Origin of the sequence: Brevibacillus migulae, from assembly GCF_004521915.1 — a bacterium.
GTDB classification, from domain to species: Bacteria; Bacillota; Bacilli; order Brevibacillales; family Brevibacillaceae; genus Brevibacillus_F; species Brevibacillus_F migulae.
This window is the reverse complement of record NZ_SDKD01000011.1, coordinates 39795-56387: the sequence shown is the minus strand read 5'-3', so window position 1 is coordinate 56387 and position 16593 is coordinate 39795. Positions and strand designations below refer to the sequence as shown.

General features: G+C 51.4%; 18 protein-coding genes. 15 read left to right on the top strand and 3 right to left on the bottom strand.

The genetic code is table 11. From position 1 onward, the window contains the following. The first annotated feature begins 5 nt into the window (after positions 1-5). The 6 genes from EIZ37_RS14025 (at position 6) to nadA (ending at position 6477) form a co-directional block, all read left to right on the top strand. Positions 6-467 (top strand): threonine/serine exporter family protein, encoded by a 462-nt coding sequence (locus EIZ37_RS14025; protein ID WP_134685236.1) that lies wholly within the window; start codon positions 6-8, stop codon positions 465-467. After that, complete coding sequence (tilS, locus tag EIZ37_RS14020; protein ID WP_134685235.1) at positions 439-1869, top strand: tRNA lysidine(34) synthetase TilS; 1431 nt, start codon at positions 439-441, stop codon at positions 1867-1869. The genes EIZ37_RS14025 and tilS overlap by 29 nt, the downstream gene beginning before the upstream one ends. Then, positions 1862-2401 (top strand): hypoxanthine phosphoribosyltransferase, encoded by a 540-nt coding sequence (hpt, locus tag EIZ37_RS14015; protein WP_134685234.1) that lies wholly within the window; start codon positions 1862-1864, stop codon positions 2399-2401. Before tilS ends, hpt begins: the two co-directional genes overlap by 8 nt. Positions 2402-2502: 101 nt before the next feature. Then, positions 2503-4428 carry an ATP-dependent zinc metalloprotease FtsH gene (gene ftsH / locus EIZ37_RS14010; protein WP_134685233.1) on the top strand — a complete coding sequence of 642 codons (1926 nt, stop codon included), beginning with the start codon at positions 2503-2505 and terminating at the stop codon, positions 4426-4428. A gap of 92 nt (positions 4429-4520) precedes the next feature. Next, complete coding sequence (locus EIZ37_RS14005; RefSeq protein ID WP_134685232.1) at positions 4521-5393, top strand: HAD family hydrolase; 873 nt, start codon at positions 4521-4523, stop codon at positions 5391-5393. 139 nt (positions 5394-5532) lie between these two features. Then, positions 5533-6477 carry a quinolinate synthase NadA gene (gene nadA, locus EIZ37_RS14000; RefSeq protein ID WP_134685231.1) on the top strand — a complete coding sequence of 315 codons (945 nt, stop codon included), beginning with the start codon at positions 5533-5535 and terminating at the stop codon, positions 6475-6477. 125 nt (positions 6478-6602) lie between these two features. Here nadA and EIZ37_RS13995 read toward each other — a convergent pair whose 3' ends face one another. Continuing rightward, positions 6603-7223, bottom strand: a complete 621-nt coding sequence (locus tag EIZ37_RS13995; RefSeq protein ID WP_134685230.1) for a TetR/AcrR family transcriptional regulator — start codon at positions 7221-7223, stop codon at positions 6603-6605. 132 nt (positions 7224-7355) lie between these two features. Here EIZ37_RS13995 and EIZ37_RS13990 point away from each other — a divergent pair, with 132 nt between their 5' ends. Beyond that, complete coding sequence (locus EIZ37_RS13990) at positions 7356-8081, top strand: MBL fold metallo-hydrolase (protein WP_134685229.1); 726 nt, start codon at positions 7356-7358, stop codon at positions 8079-8081. A gap of 39 nt (positions 8082-8120) precedes the next feature. Then, the gene (locus EIZ37_RS13985) at positions 8121-8735 is read left to right on the top strand and encodes an HD domain-containing protein (RefSeq protein ID WP_134685228.1); all 615 of its coding nucleotides are present in this window, start codon (positions 8121-8123) and stop codon (positions 8733-8735) included. A gap of 122 nt (positions 8736-8857) precedes the next feature. Here EIZ37_RS13985 and EIZ37_RS13980 read toward each other — a convergent pair whose 3' ends face one another. Then, positions 8858-9370 (bottom strand): PCYCGC motif-containing (lipo)protein, encoded by a 513-nt coding sequence (locus tag EIZ37_RS13980; RefSeq protein WP_134685227.1) that lies wholly within the window; start codon positions 9368-9370, stop codon positions 8858-8860. A gap of 187 nt (positions 9371-9557) precedes the next feature. Here EIZ37_RS13980 and EIZ37_RS13975 point away from each other — a divergent pair, with 187 nt between their 5' ends. From EIZ37_RS13975 to EIZ37_RS13945, 7 genes are all read left to right on the top strand, one after another. After that, positions 9558-10583, top strand: a complete 1026-nt coding sequence (locus EIZ37_RS13975) for a metal ABC transporter substrate-binding protein (protein WP_235828028.1) — start codon at positions 9558-9560, stop codon at positions 10581-10583. Positions 10584-10696: 113 nt separating this feature from the next. Beyond that, positions 10697-11455, top strand: coding sequence for a metal ABC transporter ATP-binding protein (locus tag EIZ37_RS13970; RefSeq protein WP_134685226.1), 759 nt, complete (start codon positions 10697-10699; stop codon positions 11453-11455). 15 nt (positions 11456-11470) lie between these two features. Next, positions 11471-12334, top strand: coding sequence for a metal ABC transporter permease (locus EIZ37_RS13965; RefSeq protein WP_134685225.1), 864 nt, complete (start codon positions 11471-11473; stop codon positions 12332-12334). Further along, positions 12331-12750 carry a Fur family transcriptional regulator gene (locus EIZ37_RS13960; protein ID WP_134685224.1) on the top strand — a complete coding sequence of 140 codons (420 nt, stop codon included), beginning with the start codon at positions 12331-12333 and terminating at the stop codon, positions 12748-12750. Before EIZ37_RS13965 ends, EIZ37_RS13960 begins: the two co-directional genes overlap by 4 nt. Positions 12751-12923: 173 nt before the next feature. Then, positions 12924-14546: an L-aspartate oxidase gene (nadB, locus tag EIZ37_RS13955; RefSeq protein WP_134685223.1), complete on the top strand. Its 1623-nt coding sequence runs from the start codon at positions 12924-12926 to the stop codon at positions 14544-14546. Continuing rightward, positions 14536-15381, top strand: a complete 846-nt coding sequence (gene nadC, locus EIZ37_RS13950; RefSeq protein ID WP_134685222.1) for a carboxylating nicotinate-nucleotide diphosphorylase — start codon at positions 14536-14538, stop codon at positions 15379-15381. Before nadB ends, nadC begins: the two co-directional genes overlap by 11 nt. A 13-nt stretch (positions 15382-15394) precedes the next feature. Then, positions 15395-16162: a type III pantothenate kinase gene (locus tag EIZ37_RS13945; protein ID WP_134685221.1), complete on the top strand. Its 768-nt coding sequence runs from the start codon at positions 15395-15397 to the stop codon at positions 16160-16162. A 72-nt stretch (positions 16163-16234) separates the two neighbouring features. On the opposite strand, the gene EIZ37_RS13940 is transcribed toward EIZ37_RS13945, so the two are convergent. Then, positions 16235-16561 carry a hypothetical protein gene (locus EIZ37_RS13940; protein WP_134685220.1) on the bottom strand — a complete coding sequence of 109 codons (327 nt, stop codon included), beginning with the start codon at positions 16559-16561 and terminating at the stop codon, positions 16235-16237. Between the last annotated feature and the right edge of the window lie 32 nt (positions 16562-16593).

Sequence of the window (16593 nt, the reverse complement as noted above, 5' to 3'; positions counted from 1 at the left end):
TGGCGATGGGCTGGTGGCAAGGACTTATTCTCAGTTTCTTTTCAACCGTTGCATTTTGCATGTTGTTTAACGTCCCGATTCGCGCCTTGTTGGCTGGAGGGTTCGCGGGTAGCCTGGGATGGATCATATACAATGTCCTGATCGGAAACGGCATTTCTATCACAGTGGCAACCTTTTTGGCTGCTACCGGTGTTTCGCTGAGCAGCCAGCTGTTTTCTGTGTATCTTCGCGTCCCTTCCACAAACTTCAGTGTGGCCGGGATTATTCCGCTTGTGCCCGGCTCTGTCGCATACAAGGCAATGCTGTCCTTTGTGAATGGAGATGATCTTGGCGGCATTACGCTGGCGACGCGCACGTCCCTGATCGCAGGAGCGATTGCTTCGGGATTGATACTCGGGCTCTCCATTTTTTCAGTGTGGAAAGGAATTGTGACGAGAAATGCTGGCACGCGTGCAAAAACAGATTGAGGACGAGCGGCTGCTTACCGCCGGGGAGAGCTTGGTCGTGGGCGTATCAGGCGGAACGGACTCCATGGCTCTCCTGCATATCTTGATGTCTCTCAATAAACAATATCAGTACGGATGGAAGATCCACGTTGTTCACGTGAACCACAGCTTTCGCGGTGCAGAGTCCGATGCTGATGCGGAGTATGTGCAGACTGTCTGTACAGAATGGAGCATCCCGTGTCATTCCTTTAAGCGCAACGTTTCCTTATATATGGAGGAAAGTGGTCTGGGAAGCCAGGAAGCCAGCCGGGAGGTTCGCTATCAGCTGTACCAGCAGGTGGCCGAAGAGGTGGGCGCGCGCAAAGTCGTGCTGGCCCATCATGGGGATGATCAGGTGGAGACCGTTTTGTTTCGGATGCTGCGCGGCACCGGCATTCACGGTCTTGCAGGCATTCCCCTCAGAAGATGGCTGGTGGAAGGGAAGATTGAAGTCGTACGTCCCTTGCTGGGTGTATTTCGCCACGAGCTGGAGGAGTACTGCCGGGAGGCCGGGCTGTCGCCTCGGGAGGACAGCAGCAATGCTTCGCGCAAGTATTTGCGCAACCGGATTCGCCTCGATGTGCTTCCGCTTTTCGAAGGGATCAACGTACGATACCGCGAGCACATTCTGCAGTTGGCCAAGTCGGCGGAGATTGACGAAAAGTATTTGCATGATGCCAGCAAAAAGGCACTGCAACAGGTAATTGTCCAGCAAGAATCGAATAAAATAAGTATGGCTGTGCAACCTTTTCAAAGTTGTGACCTTGCTTTACAAAGAAGAATGATTCCTCTAATATTAAGTTATCTGTCTACAAGGGCAGAGTGGTCTTCGCAGCACGTGGAGGCTGTTTTACGTGTCGTTACAGGAGATCACCCGTCAGCGGAGCTTCATCTTCCCGATGGTGTCTTCGTCCAACGGGTTTATGAGCGAATAAGCTTTACCCGTGGTTTACCAGACTCGAAGTCCTTCCCATACTGTTACGACCTTGTTGTACCAGGGACAACGATGGTGTGGGAAAGCGGAACGATGTTTCATGCCAATGTGCTGCAGTCAGCTCCCGAATTCGACAAGCTGCCAGTAAATGCAGCCGTATTCGACCTGGATCAGCTCACCGGTAAACTGATGGTCCGTAACAGGAGAGCAGGGGATCGCCTGACCTTGTTGGGATCAGCGGGAAGCAAAAAACTGAAGGAACTGATGATCGATTGCAAAGTTCCGAAAGTGCATCGGGATCGCATGCCGCTTCTTGTGGCAGGCGAAGAAATTATGTGGGTGCCGGGTGTGCGCAGGGCAGCTGTTGCCGCCGTCAACCAGCACACAACTCGGTTTTTGTATGTAGCAGCAGAGTACGGAGAAGATTGGCAGGAGGTTAAAAATGAATAACGACATCAAGGAGATTTTGCTATCAGCAGAGGAAATCGCAGCAAAAGTGCAGGAATTGGGCACGACGCTAACAGCAGAATACAAGGACAAAAATCCCTTGGTTATCTGCGTGCTGCGCGGAGCGATTCTGTTTATGGCCGATCTGGTTCGGCACATGAACATTCCTTGCGAGATGGACTTTATGGCTGTATCCAGCTATGGCGCAGGTACGGAATCAACTGGAATGGTCAAGATCTTGAAGGACCTTGATACATCCGTGCAAAATCGCCATGTTCTCATTGTAGAGGACATCATGGATAGCGGGCTGACGCTCAGCAGATTGGTGGAGCTGATGCGCCATCGCGAAGCGGCTTCCGTGAAAGTGGTAACTCTTCTGAACAAGCCTGAACGCCGGAAAGTGGATATCACGCCGGATTTCAGCGGCTTTACCATTCCGGATGAGTTTGTCGTCGGTTACGGATTGGACTATGCGGAGAAGTATCGCAATCTCCCGTTCATCGGCGTATTGAAGCCGGAAGTGTACGCGAAATAACGTCGTTTCTGTCGATAAGGCTCGAGTGGGTCATGTTGTGGAGAAGCAAGGCGTTATGATAAAATGTGAAAAGTGTCTTTTTTCGCGAGAGGAGGTAAGAAATGAATCGCTTTTTTCGTAATACCGGGTTCTATCTACTTATCTTTCTCGTCACGGTTGGGATTGTGAATTTTGTCCTCTCCGGGACTGATAAAGTGGACGAAATCTCTTACCAGGAGTTTCGGGTTCAACTGAAAGCCAACAATATATCGGAAGTGATGCTCCGGCCAGCCGGGGGTACATATCGGGTTGAAGGGAAACTGATCACGGTTCCGGCCGGAAAACAGCAATCCTTTACGACCAACATTCCGCTATCGAGTACCGACATCATCGGCACACTTGACCAGAAGATCGATGATAACCAAGTGAAAAAGGTAGAGTACAAGGAAGCAGAGGGCAACAACATCTGGCTGACCTTTATCACCTCGATCATTCCGTTTGTAATCATCTTTATCCTGTTTTTCTTCCTGTTAAACCAGGCACAGGGTGGCGGCAGCCGGGTGATGAACTTCGGGAAGAGCAAAGCCAAGCTTTATAATGATGAGAAAAAGCGTGTAACCTTCGATGATGTGGCAGGTGCCGACGAAGAAAAAGCCGAGCTGGTGGAGGTCGTCGAGTTCCTGAAGGATCCGCGCAAATTCGCAGCGGTCGGTGCACGCATTCCAAAAGGGGTTCTCCTTGTAGGGCCTCCAGGTACCGGTAAAACCTTGCTTGCTCGTGCAGTCGCAGGGGAAGCAGGCGTTCCATTCTTCAGCATTTCCGGTTCTGACTTTGTGGAGATGTTCGTCGGGGTCGGTGCGTCCCGTGTTCGCGATTTGTTCGAAAATGCGAAGAAGAATGCACCGTGCATTATCTTCATTGACGAGATTGATGCTGTAGGTCGTCAACGCGGCGCAGGTTTGGGCGGCGGACATGACGAGCGCGAGCAAACGCTGAACCAGTTGCTCGTAGAAATGGATGGCTTCGGTGCCAACGAAGGAATCATTATCGTGGCAGCAACCAACCGTCCTGACATTCTCGACCCGGCGCTGTTGCGTCCAGGCCGTTTTGACCGTCAGATCACGGTAGACCGTCCGGATGTGAAAGGCCGCGAAGCTGTACTGAAAGTACATGCGCGCAACAAACCGCTGAGCGATGACGTGAAGCTTGATGTAATCGCCCGTGGAACAACCGGATTTACCGGAGCGGATCTTGAGAATCTGTTGAACGAAGCGGCGCTGTTGACCGCTCGTCGTAACAAAAAGCAGATTGGCGCCAATGAAATTGATGAGGCGATTGACCGGGTAATTGCAGGTCCGGCGAAAAAATCGCGCGTCGTGAGTGAAGATGAAAGACGCCTCGTGGCTTTCCACGAAGCTGGCCATACAATTGTCGGGTACCATTTGAAAAATGCCGACATGGTTCATAAAGTAACGATCATCCCTCGCGGCCAAGCAGGCGGCTACACCGTCATGCTGCCGAAAGAGGACCGCTACTTTGCAACGAAGAATGATTTGCTCGACAAAATCACAGGGTTGTTGGGTGGTCGTGTAGCCGAGGAAATCGTGCTTGGGGACATCAGCACTGGTGCCCATAATGACTTCCAACGCGCTACCGCGATTGCGCGCAGCATGATTACCGAATACGGCATGAGCAAACTGGGTCCGATGCAATTCGGACGTTCCCAAGGACAGGTGTTCCTGGGCCGTGATTTTGGTCATGAGCGCAACTACTCGGAGCAGATTGCTTATGAGATCGACCAGGAAATGCAAAATATCATCAATGAGTGCTATGCACGATGCAAAGAACTTTTGACCACACACCGTGATCAATTGGATCTCATCGCGACAACACTCTTGCGTGTGGAAACATTGGATGCGGAGCAGATCAAAGAATTGATCGAGACCGGTAAAATGTCCAATGATCCGGATGCAAATAAAGAAGTCGTGGTGAATATCCAACCGAAAGCGGAAGGGGAAGTACCACCACAAGACGAAACGAAAGAATAAGGAGCGCCACAGGTGCTCCTTTTTTTCGCAAACAAGACTGCCACAGACCTGACGGGACGATCGTTTTTATCAGATAGGGAGGGTGGAGCAAGATGAGTTTGTCGAACATTCGCTTGGCGGCATTTGACATGGATGGCACGCTGTTAAACCATCAATCACAGATGGCAGAGGTGACGAAGGAAGCCTGTAAACAGCTGCAGCAGTCAGGATGTAAATTAGTATTGGCAACAGGACGTACGTTTTCCTCGGCAAAGCTGCCGATTGACGAGTTTCCGTTTGACGGTTATGTATGCAGCAATGGAGCGACCATCCATGAAAGTGACGGAACATTGGTACATATGGTGGCGCTGCCGGCCGAGATGTTAGTGGACGCGATCCCGCTGATCCGTCAGCATCCTGTCTATTATGAGCTGCATGATGCTGCTGGCACTCGCTGGATGGTACAGGAGGATCGCGAGCGCATCGAGGGGCTGATCAACCAGGATCTTCAGGTCGAAGGGGTTTCCTTGCGCCGGATGTCCTTTTATAAAATCTGCCGGCCAGTCGACTATCAGGAGCTGGTACAATCGATCGCGTCAGGGAAAACTACGATGGTAAAGCTATTTATCTGGCACCATGAAGAAGAAGTGCTGAAACAGTTACGTGCAGAGCTCGCGCAATGGGAAGAGACTACGACCATTACCTCATCGAGTGTGACCAACATTGAGATCCTGGCCAAAGGCGTTTCCAAATGGAAAGGACTGCAGTACTTCCTGGCAAAATGGAGCTTTTCCGCAGAGGAAGCAGCTGCGTTTGGCGATGCGGACAATGACTTGGATATCCTGAGTCATGTCGGACATCCGATTGCCATGGAGAATGCACCAGCACATATTAAAGAGATTGCCAAATATACTGCAGGACACCATGACCAGGATGGGGTCGCCCGCTTTATTTTGGATCACATCCTGACCAAGGCCGACACTTGAAAAATTGCGCAGTTTCGCCAAACTGTGTTGATTGACAAGGTAGAGGGTTGCGATTACAATTACCGTACAAAAACGGAAATACATTGAGATTTTTTTCACAAACCGTCTTGGTGGATGCCATTACGTAGGAGGATCGAACATGGAAGCCTTGGCTCTTGAAAAGAAAGCCCAGCGCAACGCTGAATTGCGTGAACGGCTCATGCAATTGAAAAAGGAAAGAAACGCCATTATTCTTGCGCATTTTTATCAACGTCCGGAAATTCAGGAAGTAGCCGATTTCATTGGCGACTCTTTTGGATTGGCACAAAAAGCAAAAACAACGGATGCAGACGTCATTCTTTTCTGCGGCGTTCATTTTATGGGGGAAAGTGCAAAAATTCTCAATCCCAATAAAACGGTGATCATTCCGGATGAACGCGCTGGCTGTCCCATGGCGGACATGGTCAACGTGGCCGGGCTCCGCAAGCTGAAGGCTCAGCATCCGAATGCGAAGGTTGTCGCTTACATTAATACGACGGCAGATGTGAAAGCGGAAACATATATCTGCTGTACATCGTCCAATGCCAAGCAAGTGATCGAATCCATCGACTCGGATGAGATCATTTGGGTGCCGGACAAAAACCTCGGACATTATGTATCGCAGTTTACCGACAAGAAAATGATCATCTGGGAAGGCTACTGCAATACCCATGATCAATTGTCCGTCGAGGATATCATGAACATGAAGCGTGAACATCCGAATGCGCTGGTCGTGGTGCATCCGGAATGCCGTCCGGAAGTCGTGCAGCTGGCCGACTATGTGGGTTCCACCACAGGTATTTTGAAATACTGCCGCGAATCTTCCCACAAGGAATTCATCATCGGTACCGAAGACGGCACACGCTACATGCTGGAGAAAGAAAGCCCAGACAAGACATTCCACTTCGCTTCCAAGTATCTGGTATGCCCAAATATGAAGGTCAACAACCTGAAGAAGTGTGTGGAAGCGCTGGAAACCATGAAGCCGGAGATTTATGTTCCAAAAGACGTGGCGGATGCTGCCCGCGATTCTTTGGAGCGCATGCTGGCTGTGGCACCGGCTTAATAAACACATGACATGAAAAAGCTATGTCCTTTCCAGATGGAAACGGGCATAGCTTTTTTCATTTCTGCGGTACTAAGGTATCGGCGGTATCCTTATAAAACATGCTACAGGTAATACACCGAGAATCATGAAGAGAACGAGGCCTCTCCTGTTTCTGTTTTTTGATAAGCCGAAAGGGCGATCTTAATCTGCTGAATCACGAACCCGACGTGCTTGTTGTCCCGGGTTAATCGGCTTGCCATGACCCCGCCTTCCAACGAAGAAACCACGAATGACGCGAGTGCTTCCGTGTTGATATCTGAAGACAGCTCCCCAGTGGCGACTCCCTTATCCAATATGCTTTGAATAAACGCTGTGAATTGACCATGCGCAGCTACCGCTTTCTCTCTGAGCGGGAGATATCCGTCATCCGCCTCCACCGCCGTGTTGAGCAAGGGGCAACCACCCTCGATTGGTGGATGGTTGACAGGATCTTCGTACACCGAACATACCGCTATGATTTTTTCGATTGCCGTCTCCGCCTTTTCGACTGCCTTCAAAAAATGCTCCATCATGATGCGGGAGGCATAATCGAATGCTTCGAGCGCGATTTCGTCTTTCCCGGAAAACGTCCGATAGACGCCACCTTTGGTCAATCCGGTAACTTGTATGATGTCTTGTATCGAAGAGCCGGCATACCCTTTTCGATTAAACAGTCCGGCTGATTTCTCGATAATATGCTGGCGTGTCTTCTCGCCTTTGCGCATGAAAGCAGACCCCCGTACTCACGATAATATGATTGTATATATTTTAACATTGCTATGGCATATTCGAGAAATGTTTGTTACTCTATAAAAAACCGAACCGTTCGGTATTTTTTAAATAGGGGTGACACGCTTATGAATAAGGTGAAAATTGTCCGCATTCCCATTCTTCCGCTGCACGTGGTGAACGCTCATTTGCTGATTGGACCGGACGGCTGCGTCTTGGTCGATGCCGGGGTACCGGGATCCGAGCAGAAAATAGGAAGGGCACTGGCGAAAGAGAAGTTGACCTTCAAGGATATCAAGCTCATCATCATCACCCATGCGCATGTCGATCATGCCGGCAGTGCGGCAAGATTACGGGAACTTACGGGAGCTCCCATACTCGCCCATGAGGGGGACGCCACGCATTACAGCAGGGAAGAAGAGATGACGTTCTGCCCGACGGGACGGTTTGCCCGGCTTTTCTACAAAACGGGATTCATTCTGCAGCCCTACGAAGGATTTACGCCGGATTTATTGGTTTCCGGAAAACAGGCCATCGATTTGCAGCAATTTGGCGTACCCGGTACAGTTACCCATACGCCTGGGCATACCTCGGGATCTATATCGGTTGAGCTGGAGTCGAAAGATGCTATGGTGGGTGATCTTTTGGCCTCGGGCATTCTGCTTGGCGGCATCATGAGGAAAAACCACGCCATCCGCCCGCCATTCGAAGACGATCCGCACCAGGTAGCCGAAGAGCTTCTGCGTTTACTCTCATCCGGCCACCACACATTTTATTTGGGGCACGGTGGCCCACTAGGTGTGAATGAGGTTCGCCGGCACGTGGAATATTTGAAAGGTTTACCAGCCGTTTAATCGATGCTCTCTTTTCATGTTTCATAAAGGAGGATGAATATGAGTGATCAGCTAATCATTCCTGATTCGGCAATATGTCGAAAAGCAACCAATCTTGTGAAAGAATTATCTCCTGATTTTCTTTTCAATCATTGTGGTCGTACATTTCACTTTGGTGGGTTGTTAGGTCAGCGTGAACGTATGAAGGTGGATTTGGAATTGTTTTACCTTGGAGCGATCATGCATGATTTGGGACTAACACATTCATGTGATAAAGGATGTTCCTTCGAATTGGATGGTGCCGATGCTGCTGAAGCATTTCTGCTTACCAACAACTATCCTAATGAAAAGATAGAGATTATTCGTGAAGCGATCATGTTGCACACTGCTGTTGAAGCTGAATCAAAAAGTCCGGAAATCGCTTTAGTCCATTTTGGAGCAGGATTTGATGTCGGACATTTCAATATTGAGGACTTGCCGTCTGAACGCGTTCAAGAAATTTTAGAAGCATATCCTCGCTTAGGTTTTAAAAAGGCCTTCATCGAAGTGATTGAAAATGATGCCAAAAGAAAGCCGAATACGCTTTCGGACCGATTGTTAAAATGGGGAATTGATAAAATGATCATAAAATCCAGTGAAAACTTTGATAAGCGAAGAAGCTTGCCAAACGGGTAAGATTTCGGGGTTAAAGAGAATCGAGATAAAGGGGAACATCAACTAAAAAACAGCGGCCAGCCTCAGACATTATTTTCAGGTCTCAGGTAGCCGCTGTTTAATTAATGGGGCTTAATGAACAGTTACATCGGCATCGGTGTAGGGGTCGGTGGAGCATACCCTTCTTTGAAGGCATCATCGATGATCGTGCGAATCTCTTTTGCCGATTTTCCTTCTTGGCTCAATTGGGCTGTCACGACGGCGATCTCCATGCATGTCCCGCAGCGAGTGCCGTGATCATCCCAGACGACGCTGCCATCTTCATGCTCTTCTTTGATGAAGCAGTTGTAATTGCTCTTGTGTCCCGCACTGTCTCCGCATCCACAGTAGCAAGGCATCGATTGGAGCAATTCACGATGCTCCGCGGCGATCTGATAAGCTTGCGTGATGCGCGGATCAAGCGAAGACAAAAATTTTGGCAGAGTCTGAATAGAAGCGGTCAACTCTTGCAAATCTCCATTCTCCGCGTGTTGGACAGCTGTATGTTCATGCTGTTGGTGTGTAGGTTCAGCAGCAGGGGAAGCGCTGTTCGAGGAGCATCCGGTGATGAGCGCCATCGAAAACAGACTGGCGACCACTAGCGATTTCGGTTTCATTCGTTACCTCCTTTTTGCACATACGTGTCCATTATACCACATAAGGATGAAAAGGGAGTTTGGCGCAAAAGTGACATACTTGTCTCGTAAATCGGAGTGAATCCTATTTACATTTAGGCAAGTACCGTATATAATGACCAAGGAAGGTAAATCGGAATGATTATGAAATAAGTGAGGGGAAACGAAAATGACACATCGAAAGAAGCTTGTCTGGGCTGTCATGACGCTGGTCACCGTCTTGCTGCTGACCGCATGCTCGGGAGGAGCGGCACCGGCTGCTACGGGGAATCAATCTGCTGAAGATGGAAAGCTTACCATATATACGACGATTTATCCATTGCAATATGTAGCCAGTCGCATCGGAGGACAATGGGCGGACGTGAAGAGCATCGTTCCTGCTGGCATTGAACCGCATGATTTTGAGCCGTCCGCGCAGGAAATGGTCGCTTTGTCCAATGCCGATCTGTTTGTATTTAACGGTGCGGGTCTGGAGAGCTGGGCAGAGAAGGCTGCGGAAGGCTTCGACCCGAATCAGGTGAAGGTGGTCAATGCGACGGAAGGGCTTACGCTGTTGAAGCCGGAGGAAGGCCATGCCGCAGGGGAAACGCATGAAGGAGAGGCACACACCGACGAATCCGCAGCGAGTGAACCAGCCGGGGAAGCGGCTCACGAGCATGAGCACGAACACGGTGATTTTGACCCGCATGTGTGGCTGGACCCAGCGATGCTGAAAGATCAAGCGGCTAAAGTGAAAGACGCGATGGTCGCTGCCGATCAGGCGCATAAAGCCGATTACGAAAAAAATTACGAACAGCTCGCGTCAGACTTGGATGCGTTGGATAAAGACTTCAAAGCGATGGTGGAAAAAGCCGCGCGCAAAGAGTTTGTCGTATCTCATAGCGCCTTTAGCTACCTGGCGCATAAATACGGTCTGGAGCAGATCGGTATCGCGGGGGTAAATCCGTCCGATGAGCCATCCCCGTCCGAGATGAAAGCGTTGATTGAAGAAGTGAAAGAGCATCAAATCCAAGTGATCTTTTTCGAAACGCTGGTATCTCCAAAAGTAGCGGAAGTCATCGCCCGTGAAGCAGGGGTCAAGACCGCGACGCTCAATCCGCTGGAAGGGTTGACGGAGGAAGAAGCCAAGGCAGGCAAGGATTATCTGATCATTATGAGAGAAAACTTGGAAGCGCTGCGTGCCGCTTTGCAATAACTGGAAAGGGTCAGAACCGCCTTGTGCGGTTCTTTCTCCTTGTATCAGGGCATAAAACGTAGTAGGATGAATGTAGTAAATCAGAACGTATCCGATTTAAAAGGAAGATGGCTATGAAAGAATCGGTTGTGCGGCTGTCGTCGCTCTCCTTTCAATATGAAGATGGCAAAAAAATATTGGATCACATCAATTTCAACATGGAGAAAGGTGATTTCGTCGGGCTAGTCGGGCCGAATGGGTCCGGTAAATCGACGCTGATGAAATTGATTCTGGGACTTCTCCCGCCGAAGGAAGGCACGGTCGAGCTTTTTGGAACACCGGTGCAAAAATTCCGTGACTGGACGAAGATCGGTTATGTGGCCCAGCAGGCTGCGCATGGCACCGGGGGCTTTCCGGCAACGGTCAAAGAGGTGGTCGCCTCCGGTCTGGTCGGAAAAGTCGGGTTGTTTCGCCGTCTGAAACGCGAGCATTACGAAAAGGTCGCGGAAGTGGTGAAGCGCGTCGGCTTGGGAGAAAAGCTGAATGATCGGATTGGCAAACTGTCCGGCGGTCAGCTGCAGCGGGTATTCATCGCCCGAGCGCTGGTGGCTGATCCGGAGCTCTTGATCCTGGATGAGCCGACGGTGGGGGTGGACCAGGAATCCATCGAGCAATTTTATGGATTGCTGCGCTCTCTGAAGGAAGAAAACGAATTGACGATGATGATTGTGAGCCACGATGTAGGTGTCATGACCCAGTGGGTGAACAAGGTGGCCTGTCTCCAGCGCGGCCTTCATTTCCACGGCACCGCCGATGAATTTGCGCACAATCAGGATAAAATCTTGCAGTCGATGTATGGGGACGCCATTCGGGTATTGGCGCACCATCATTAAAGAAGGAGTAAAGCGATGCTAGCGGATTGGTGGCAGTATGATTTTTTGCGGTATACCCTGTTTTCCGGGATCTTGATCGGCTTGATTTGCCCGATTCTGGGGACGTTTTTGATCGTGAGGCGCTTGTCCATGATGGCGGATGGTCTGTCCCATGTGACCTTGTCCGGAGTGGCGGCGGGCATGCTTTTGTCCAAAAAGATCGCGTTTTTCGGCGCGGTGAACCCATTGTTTTTCGGCATGCTGTTTTCGGTAGTCGGCTCACTTTTCATTGAACGGCTGCGTAAGGTGTATAAAGCCTATCAGGACTTGGCGATTCCGATTATTTTATCGGCAGGTCTGGGCTTGTTTACGGTCCTGGTGAGCATCGCGGACGGATTCAACACCGACCTGTATTCCTATCTGTTTGGGAAAATCGTGACGGTCAGTCGAGAAGACCTCTATGCATTGATCGGAGTGGGAGCAGTCGTGCTGGGGACGGTGTTCTTCCTCTATAAGGAGCTGTTTGCCGTTTCCTTTGATGAAGAGCATGCGCGAGTCTCCGGGGTCGCGCGCAAGACGATCAATCTCTGGTTTATGGTGCTGGTGGCATTGACGATTGCCGCCTCGATGCGGATCGTCGGGGTATTGTTGATCTCGGCGATGATTACGATTCCGGTAGCGGCCAGCCTGCAGATTGCCGGAAGCTTTCGCCAAGCGATTTTGTATGCGACGATCTTTGCGGAAATCTCCGTATTAAGCGGGTTGTATTTTGCCTATTTGCTTGATTGGGCATCTGGCGGTACCATTGTGTTAATGGCGGTGCTGGTGCTTATGGTGGTGTTGGCATCGAAAAAAACGGGTGCCTGGATCAGGCGCATGAGGGAGGAGAACCGGGCATGACGGTGGAAGAAGCTCTTCAGATGTTGAAGGAAAAGGGTTATAAATATACGGGAAAACGGGAAGAGATTATCCGGATCTGTGCGGAAGAAAAACGCTATCTGTCGGCAAAAGAGATCATGGAGCGAATCAAGGATCAATATCCCAACCTCAGCTTTGACACGGTGTACCGCAACATCTCGACGTTTGTCGATCTCGGCATTTTGGAGCAGACAGAGCTGGAGGGGGAAGGACGTTTTCGCCTGGCCTGCTCGGTCGGCCATCACCATCATCATCTGATTTGTACGGAGTGCGGCAAGACCTCTTCGCTGTCGGCTTGTCCGATGAATCTGCTGTCGGTGATGCCGGACGATTTCCAAGTGACCGGACACAAATTCGAAGTGTACGGAACTTGCAAAGAATGCATTTCCCATGCCTAAGACAAGCTGTATGCAAAGGAATAGAAGACAAGCATGAGACCCCCGGCATCATCGAGATGGATGACGGGGGTTTTTGCGTAGGGGAATCTGTGATCGGAATGGTTTCTCCCCATGTGCGGATTTGCTATAATTGGCTGGAATCGATACATCAGTGGAAGAGAGAAGGGACTTGGATGATCCCCCGTTATACGATTGATTTTGACCTGGAAACGATCGAACGTGAAAAAACGGATGTCGTGGTAGTCGGAGCAGGTATCGCCGGACTGTATACGGCGCTGCAAATCAGTCATTTTGCAAAGGTGACCTTGATCAGCAAAAAGGGACTGGATGAGAGCAACACGCGCTGGGCACAGGGAGGCATTGCTGCCGTGACCTTAAAATCCGACTCGCCGGCGCTGCATCGCCAGGATACGCTGGTGGCGGGCGCGGGACTTTGCTCCACGGAAGCGGTCGAGGTGCTGGTGCATGAGGGACCGGACCGGCTTAAAGAATTAATTGCTTATGGAACCCAATTCGATAGAGATGAAAAAGGACGTTATGAATTAACCCAGGAAGGCGCGCACAGTCAGCGCCGCATTTTGCATGCCCAAGGAGATGCGACCGGAGCGGAGATCGTCCGGGCCTTATCGGAGCGCGTCTTGGAAAATCCCCATATTCGCGTGCTGGAAAACCATTTCGCCATCGATGTCGTCACGCATCAGGATGAATGCGTCGGAGTGCTCGTCCTGGATCCGGAGGAACGCGTATTTTTCCTGCAGTCAAATGCGACGGTGCTGGCGACAGGCGGTGCCGGGCAGCTATATCGCTACACGACCAACCCGGATGTGGCGACGGCAGATGGGATTGCGATGGCGTACCGCGCAGGGGCAGATATCAAGGATGTGGAGTTCATCCAGTTTCACCCGACAGCACTGTACTATCCGGGAGCGCCACGCTTCCTGATCTCAGAGGCCGTGCGTGGAGAGGGTGCGGTGCTGCGCAATATCAATGGCGAGCGCTTCATGGAAAAATACCATCCGCAAAAAGAGCTGGCGCCGCGCGATATCGTGGCCCGGGCGATCGTGTCGGAGATGGAGGCGACCAACTCCACACACGTGTATCTGGATATCACCCACGAGTCGGAGGAGCTGATCAAGCATCGCTTCCCGACCATCTATAAAGAATGCTTGCATTACGGCCTGGACATGGTGACCGATTGGATTCCGGTATCGCCCGCCTGTCACTACATCATGGGCGGGGTGAAGACCGATCTGCACGGGGAGACCTCGACAAGACGGCTGTTTGCCTGCGGCGAAGTGTCCTGCACCGGGGTACACGGGGCTAATCGTCTGGCGAGCAACTCCTTGTCGGAAGCGGTGGTTTTCGGCAATCGGATCTCGCGCAAAATCGCCGAGCTGCGACCCGTCGGAGAGCTGCCGCCGCTGTCTTTCCAAGATGAAACCAGGACGGAGAAAGGCAATGGCACCAAGGCACTGCGCGTGAAGCTGCAGAAGCTGATGCTGCGTCATGTCGGCTTGAAGCGCACGGAAAAGACGCTGCAAAAAGCGCTGGATGAGATGGAAAAGATGACACGAACCTTTACACTGCAGCACCAGACGCGTGAATCGTTTGAGTTTTTAAATCTGCTGACAGCGGCGACATTGACCACGCGTGCCGCTTTGCTGCGGGAAGAAAGCAGGGGCGGCCATTACCGCATCGATTTCCCGAACAAAGATGATTTAATTTGGCGCAAGCACATTATTCAATCGATCAATCGAGGAGTGCGAGAGGAGAGAAACAGCACGGATGTGGAATAATCGAGAGCTTCAACGCAAAATCGAAGAATGGCTGCACGAGGATATCGGCTTCGGCGATGTCACCACCATGAGCACGATTCCGGAGAGCGAGCAAGGCGTCGGGATCTTGTATGCCAAGGAAGCGGGGATCATCGCGGGCTTGCCTGTGGCGGCGCAAGTGTTTGCCACGGTGGATGCAGCACTCGCATTCAAGACGGTGGTAGAAGAAGGGGCTCGCGTCGAAAAGGGGCAGGCCGTGGCGGAAGTATCCGGCTCTGTGCGTTCGATCCTGAGCGGTGAGCGCTTGGCACTGAATCTGCTGCAGCGGATGTCGGGGATCGCGACCCGTACGAGCGAATATGCGCAAGCGGTGGCCGGAACCAAGGCGAGAGTGGTTGATACGCGCAAAACGACGCCTGGTCTGCGCATGCTGGAAAAGTATGCGGTGCGTGTTGGCGGCGGCCACAACCATCGCTATGCGCTCTACGATGCGGTCATGATCAAGGATAATCACATCAAAGGGGCGGGCGGGATCACACAAGCGGTCGCAGCGGCCCGCAAAGCCATTCCCCATACGATGAAGATCGAGGTCGAGGCGGAAACAATGGCCCAGGTAGAAGAAGCCCTGCAGGCAGTTGCCGACATCATCATGCTGGACAACATGCCGAATGAGCTGATGAAGCAAGCCGTTGCTCTGATCGGCGGGCGAGCGGTCGTGGAAGCATCGGGCGGCGTGACGCTTGAGACCATCGGGGCGATCGCGCAGACCGGTGTCGATGTGATTTCCGTAGGTGCTCTGACGCACTCGGTGAAAGCCCTGGATATCAGTCTTGATCTCAACCAAAGGAAACGGTAAGGGAGAGACAAGCATGCTATTGGTCATCGATATCGGGAACAGCAATATTGTGTTTGGATTATACAAGGGAGACGACCTGGCCCATCATTGGCGGGTCGCGACGGATCGCAACAAGACCGAGGACGAATACGGCATGCTGCTCTACAGCTTGTTTTCCAGCGTCGGCCTGAGTTTTTCACGGATTGCCGGCGTGATCATCTCCTCGGTCGTGCCGCCGTTGAATTTACCGTTGGAGCGAATGTGCCTGAAGTATTTTCAGAAAAAACCGCTGGTCATTGGCCCGGGGATCAAGACCGGGCTGAATATCAAAGCGGATTTTCCCCGCGAGATTGGAGCCGACCGGATTGTGAATGCGGTCGCGGCAATCCATTATTACGGCACACCTGCGATTGTGGTGGACTTTGGAACCGCTACGACCATCAGCTATATCGACGAAAAAGGACAGTATTGGGGCGGGGCGATTGCGCCGGGGATCAACGTCTCGGCGGAAGCATTGGTCAGCCGCGCAGCCAAGCTGCCGCGGATCGAGCTGGCCAAGCCATCCAGCGTCATCGGGCGCAATACGATCGCCTCGATGCAGGCAGGGATCTTTTACGGGTATATCGGCATGGTCGATGGCATCGTGAATCGCATGATGCAGGAGCAGCAGGTGAAAGCCAAGGTCGTCGCGACAGGCGGCCTCTCCTCCCTGATTGCCAATGAGACGGAAAGCATCGATGTGGTCGATCCGGAATTGACCTTAAAAGGACTGAAGCTCATCTACGAGCGCAATCATAGCTGAATACAACACAAAAGCCGCAGCGTACACAATAGGGGACGCTGCGGCTTCTTTCATGATGTGTAGCTTGCTGGATCAGGAGCACTCGCGCAGGAACGTAGACAGCCGCTCATCGGCCAAAGTGACATCGCCTTTTAACTGAAACAGCATGTAAAGCGGATTGTTTCGTGGGATGGCCAGACGAGTCGCATGATACAGCTTCGGCTTGGTCGCTTCCAGCTTCACCATGATTTCCGATGTGGGAGGCACCACGACGCGCACGCGCAGCAGCTGGTTCAATCCTGAAAGCAATTGCTTGATGTGGCGTTGATCGTCCGAATCCGGTGTATTTAAAATGGAGGAAATAACCTCCCGACATTCTCTGCGTTTTTCTGCCAGTGGATTGACAGCCATATTGGACATGAAGATTCCCGCCCCTCTCATGATGTTCTAAT

What these genes read in the sequence shown, in the direction of transcription:
- EIZ37_RS14025 (WP_134685236.1), top strand. Translation starts at nt 6, where the DNA reads ATGGGCTGGTGGCAAGGACTTATTCTCAGTTTCTTTTCAACCGTTGCA.
- tilS (WP_134685235.1), top strand. Translation starts at nt 439, where the DNA reads ATGCTGGCACGCGTGCAAAAACAGATTGAGGACGAGCGGCTGCTTACC.
- hpt (WP_134685234.1), top strand. Translation starts at nt 1,862, where the DNA reads ATGAATAACGACATCAAGGAGATTTTGCTATCAGCAGAGGAAATCGCA.
- ftsH (WP_134685233.1), top strand. Translation starts at nt 2,503, where the DNA reads ATGAATCGCTTTTTTCGTAATACCGGGTTCTATCTACTTATCTTTCTC.
- EIZ37_RS14005 (WP_134685232.1), top strand. Translation starts at nt 4,521, where the DNA reads ATGAGTTTGTCGAACATTCGCTTGGCGGCATTTGACATGGATGGCACG.
- nadA (WP_134685231.1), top strand. Translation starts at nt 5,533, where the DNA reads ATGGAAGCCTTGGCTCTTGAAAAGAAAGCCCAGCGCAACGCTGAATTG.
- EIZ37_RS13995 (WP_134685230.1), bottom strand. Translation starts at nt 7,223, where the DNA reads ATGCGCAAAGGCGAGAAGACACGCCAGCATATTATCGAGAAATCAGCC.
- EIZ37_RS13990 (WP_134685229.1), top strand. Translation starts at nt 7,356, where the DNA reads ATGAATAAGGTGAAAATTGTCCGCATTCCCATTCTTCCGCTGCACGTG.
- EIZ37_RS13985 (WP_134685228.1), top strand. Translation starts at nt 8,121, where the DNA reads ATGAGTGATCAGCTAATCATTCCTGATTCGGCAATATGTCGAAAAGCA.
- EIZ37_RS13980 (WP_134685227.1), bottom strand. Translation starts at nt 9,370, where the DNA reads ATGAAACCGAAATCGCTAGTGGTCGCCAGTCTGTTTTCGATGGCGCTC.
- EIZ37_RS13975 (WP_235828028.1), top strand. Translation starts at nt 9,558, where the DNA reads ATGACACATCGAAAGAAGCTTGTCTGGGCTGTCATGACGCTGGTCACC.
- EIZ37_RS13970 (WP_134685226.1), top strand. Translation starts at nt 10,697, where the DNA reads ATGAAAGAATCGGTTGTGCGGCTGTCGTCGCTCTCCTTTCAATATGAA.
- EIZ37_RS13965 (WP_134685225.1), top strand. Translation starts at nt 11,471, where the DNA reads ATGCTAGCGGATTGGTGGCAGTATGATTTTTTGCGGTATACCCTGTTT.
- EIZ37_RS13960 (WP_134685224.1), top strand. Translation starts at nt 12,331, where the DNA reads ATGACGGTGGAAGAAGCTCTTCAGATGTTGAAGGAAAAGGGTTATAAA.
- nadB (WP_134685223.1), top strand. Translation starts at nt 12,924, where the DNA reads ATGATCCCCCGTTATACGATTGATTTTGACCTGGAAACGATCGAACGT.
- nadC (WP_134685222.1), top strand. Translation starts at nt 14,536, where the DNA reads ATGTGGAATAATCGAGAGCTTCAACGCAAAATCGAAGAATGGCTGCAC.
- EIZ37_RS13945 (WP_134685221.1), top strand. Translation starts at nt 15,395, where the DNA reads ATGCTATTGGTCATCGATATCGGGAACAGCAATATTGTGTTTGGATTA.
- EIZ37_RS13940 (WP_134685220.1), bottom strand. Translation starts at nt 16,561, where the DNA reads ATGTCCAATATGGCTGTCAATCCACTGGCAGAAAAACGCAGAGAATGT.